The sequence below is a fragment of the Megasphaera sp. AF13-6AC genome, assembly GCF_027685385.1.
Lineage (GTDB): Bacteria > Bacillota > Negativicutes > Veillonellales > Megasphaeraceae > Megasphaera > Megasphaera micronuciformis.
In genome coordinates this window covers 1-4,004 of the sequence record NZ_JAQCUN010000116.1, presented here as the reverse complement: position 1 = coordinate 4,004, position 4,004 = coordinate 1, and the positions used below count along the sequence as shown (strand labels likewise).

The 4,004-nt window shown below is 46.5% G+C and carries 3 protein-coding genes; all 3 read left to right on the top strand.

Translation table 11 applies throughout. The annotated features are described in order from the left end of the window. On the top strand, window positions 1-610 hold a 610-nt coding region (gene ispF / locus PGX78_RS06620), incomplete at its 5' end, for a 2-C-methyl-D-erythritol 2,4-cyclodiphosphate synthase (RefSeq protein WP_270446014.1). 13 nt (window positions 611-623) lie between these two features. Continuing rightward, the gene (gene gltX, locus PGX78_RS06615) at window positions 624-2,087 is read left to right on the top strand and encodes a glutamate--tRNA ligase (protein ID WP_270446012.1); all 1,464 of its coding nucleotides are present in this window, start codon (window positions 624-626) and stop codon (window positions 2,085-2,087) included. A 377-nt stretch (window positions 2,088-2,464) separates the two neighbouring features. After that, window positions 2,465-3,910, top strand: a complete 1,446-nt coding sequence (gene cysS / locus PGX78_RS06610; protein ID WP_270446016.1) for a cysteine--tRNA ligase — start codon at window positions 2,465-2,467, stop codon at window positions 3,908-3,910. Window positions 3,911-4,004 lie beyond the last annotated feature (94 nt).

The window sequence follows — 4,004 nt, the reverse complement described above, 5'->3', positions numbered from 1 at the left end:
TGATGCCTCGTTGGTCGAGGCCTGCGGGGGTTCTATTGTCGTGTTAAACGGCGACGAGCGCAATCTCAAGGTAACGACACCCGACGATATTCCCGTTTTGGAGTTTTACTTAAACGGGCCGACTAAGCACTGTGTCGGTAGCGGCTATGACGTACACCGTCTTATAGCAGGTCGCAAACTTATTTTGGGAGGTGTTACGGTTCCTCACGGTAAGGGACTGGAAGGCCACTCCGATGCGGATGTGTTGATTCATGCCGTCATGGATGCTCTCCTCGGAGCAGCGGGCCTTAAGGATATAGGCACGTACTTTCCCGATACGGATGCGGCCTACAAGGATGTGTCCAGTATTGCCCTTTTACGCAAGGTTAAGCAAATTCTCGTGGAAAACGGATGTCGTATTATCAATGTGGACGCTACCTTGTTGGCTCAAGAGCCGAAGGTTAAACCTTATATTTCTCAAATGGTTCATAATATAGCCGTGGCTTTGGAAATGGATGAAAGCAATGTATCCGTTAAGGCCACGACGACGGAGCGACTCGGCTTCGTCGGTAATGAAGAGGGCATGGCGGCACAAGCGGCGGCTATGGTCCTCAAGTACAATGCAATTTAGGAGGAATTGATTCATGTCTAAGCAAGTTCGCGTACGTTTTGCTCCCAGCCCGACCGGGCCTTTTCATATAGGAGGTGCCCGTTCGGCACTCTTTAATTATCTCGTAGCCGCTCATAATGACGGAACCTTTGTCGTCCGCATAGAAGATACGGACCAAAAGCGGTCTACGCGCGAATCGGAAGAAAACATAAAAGAAGCCCTTCACTGGTTGGGAATTAACTGGGATGAAGGCATTGATGTAGGCGGTGATCACGGACCGTATCGTCAAATGGAACGCCTTGATCTATATCGTCAATATACGGAAAAACTGTTGGCTGAAGGCAAGGCTTACTACTGTTTTTGTACACCCGAAGTGTTGGAAGCCGAAAAAGATGCACAAATGGCCAAGGGAGAAACGCCCGTTTACGGCGGCATGTGCAGTCATCTTTCGGAAGAACGGATAAAACAGTATCTGGCTGAAGGCAGACCGCATGTCATACGCATCAGGACGCCGAAGCACAAAACTTACGAAGTAGATGATATTGTGCGTGGCAAGGTGTCTTTTGATTCCGATAAAATCGGGGATTTCGTTATTGCTAAATCCGATGGGGTGCCGGTTTATAACTACTGTGTAGTCCTTGATGACGCGCTTATGGAAATTACCCATGTTATTCGGGCGGAAGAACACCTGTCCAATACACCGCGTCAGCTTGTTTTGTATGAAGCGCTGGGATTTGAACCTCCCAAGTTTGCTCATGTATCTCTCATTCTCGGTGCAGATAAGAAAAAGATGAGTAAACGTCACGGGGCCACATCCGTACAACAGTATCGGGATATGGGATACTTGCCCGAAGCGTTGTTTAACTTCCTGGCCCTGCTCGGATGGACACCTGACAGCGATAAGGAAATTTTCAGTAAAGAAGAACTGTGTAGCATGTTTACTCTTGACCGCGTGGCGAAAAACCCGGCAGTTTTCGATATTGAAAAACTTAATTGGATTAACTTCCAATATATGAAGGAATTGGACGGTCCTTCGTTAGTAACACTTTGCTTACCTCATTTAAAAAAGGCCGGCTATGTGTCGGAAAATCCTGATGAAAAAACCTTAGCCTGGGTCGAAACCATGGTAACGGCTTTGCGTGAACACATTCAGTACGGCGCTCAAGTTATCGATGCGGCTAAGGTCTTCTTTACCGATGAATATGAACCGGAAAACGAAGAAACGGCAGACGTATTGAAAGAAGAAACGGCTCCTGCTGTTCTTACGGCCTTTTTGAAAGAGCTGGAGGCCTTGGACGAAGTTACGGCCGATACGGTTCAGCCTCTCTTCAAGAAGGTACAAAAGGGTGTAGGAGTTAAAGGTAAGTTCGTGTACATGCCTATCCGCGTGGCTTTGACCGGTGTTATGCACGGTCCGGACCTGAACGTCATCATCGCTTTAATGGGACGTGAAAAAGTGGTACAGCGCTTGCGTCGCAGCGGACTTATTGCGGAATAAATCAAGGTAAAAAGGGAGTGTCTTTAGGAGATACTCCCTTTTAATTTTATCCAAGTATCCTATTGACAGGAAAGTGATAAGTCATATAATATTATGTATTATATATAGCTTCCTACGGGAAGTGTATAATGACGAAGACCGAAATGTGTTTATCCTTCGGCACTACAGAGAGATGAGGCGGTCGCTGAAAGCCTTGTCAGATTGCACGATGATGAAACTGCCTTCGCGAGTCGGTCGAGTGAACGATAGTAGCTCGATCCGGATACCGCCGTTATCGGTTATGAAGATTACGACTATGTCGTAAAACAGAGTGGAACCGCGGGCCACCGTCTCTGTCAGGGGATGGAGGCTCTTTTTATGTTAAACAGGAGGTTATGATGAGAGAATTAACCGTATATAATACGCTATCCAGAAAAAAAGAGGTTTTTAAGCCTGTTACTCCCGGGCAAGTGAAGATGTATGTTTGCGGTATTACGCCGTATAATCATTCGCACATGGGAAATGCGCGTCCCTTTGTTACTTGGGATGTTATTAAACGTTATTTGAAACACTTAGGCTATGCCGTTACGCATATTCAAAACTTTACGGATGTGGATGATAAGATTATCAATGCCGCCAACGGGGAAGAAGTATCGTGGGATACAATTGCCAATCGGTATATCGCTTCTTACTTTGAAGTCATGGATAAGCTCCACATTCAACGTGCCGATAAATATCCGCGCGTATCTGAACATATGGATGATATTATCGCCATGATTTCCAAACTGATTGAAAACGGCCATGCCTACGAGTTGGACGGAGATGTATATTATCGTGTTCAGAGTTTTGAACACTACGGGGAATTGAGCCATCGTTCCTTGGACGATATGATGGCCGGAGCTCGTATCGAAGTGGACGACCGCAAAGAAAATCCCATGGACTTTGCTCTCTGGAAAGCTGCTAAACCGAGTGAACCGTCTTGGGACAGTCCTTGGGGAAAAGGCCGTCCGGGTTGGCACATTGAATGCTCGGCCATGAGCTTAAAATACTTGGGCGAACCCTTTGATTTTCACGGTGGCGGCAGTGATTTGATATTCCCTCACCATGAAAATGAAATCGCTCAGACCGAAGCTTGTTGCAATCACGGCCCTATGGTCAATTATTGGGTACACAACGGCTTCATTACTATTGATTCTGAAAAGATGAGTAAGTCGCTGAATAACTTTTTCCTCGTCAAAGACGTATTGGAACATTACAGTCCCGATGCGCTTAGATACTTCCTCATATCCAATCATTACAGAAGTCCCTTGGATTTTAGTGACGAACGCTTGACGGAAATGACTCGTAGCCTGGAACGCCTCGGTACGGCTATTGATAATACTTTGTGGTTATTGGAACAGCCGTCGGGCGGCAAATCCGAATTATCGGCTGCTTTACTGGCCGATGCGCAACGTACTATGGAAGATTTTGAAACGGCTATGTGTGATGACTTCAACACGGCTCTTGCCAGTGCGGCCATGTTTGAATTGGCTAAGAAAGTCAATATTTATACGAGCGAAGTATCAACGAACGGCGTACCGGCAGACAGTGCCGTCCTTTCGGAAGTAAAGCGTATTTTTAAAACTATGACGGATATTCTCGGGGTCTTGGAGGATCGCTGGAACGGTAAGGCCGGAAAAGCGGATGATAAGGACTATGCAGCCTTGATGAATGTTATTCTTGAATTGCGCCAGGAATGCCGGGCTCAGAAGCAATATGCTTTGGCCGACGCTATTCGCGACAAGTTGTCGGACTTGGGAATTACCATTGAAGATTCGCCTCAGGGAGCACGTTGGAAAAAGTGAAATTTGAACAGTTTCAACAAGTAAAGAAAGAAGCCCTTAAGGCCTTTGCAGACGATACGACCTTGAATGTACCGTTTGTTGATGCAGCCCGTAC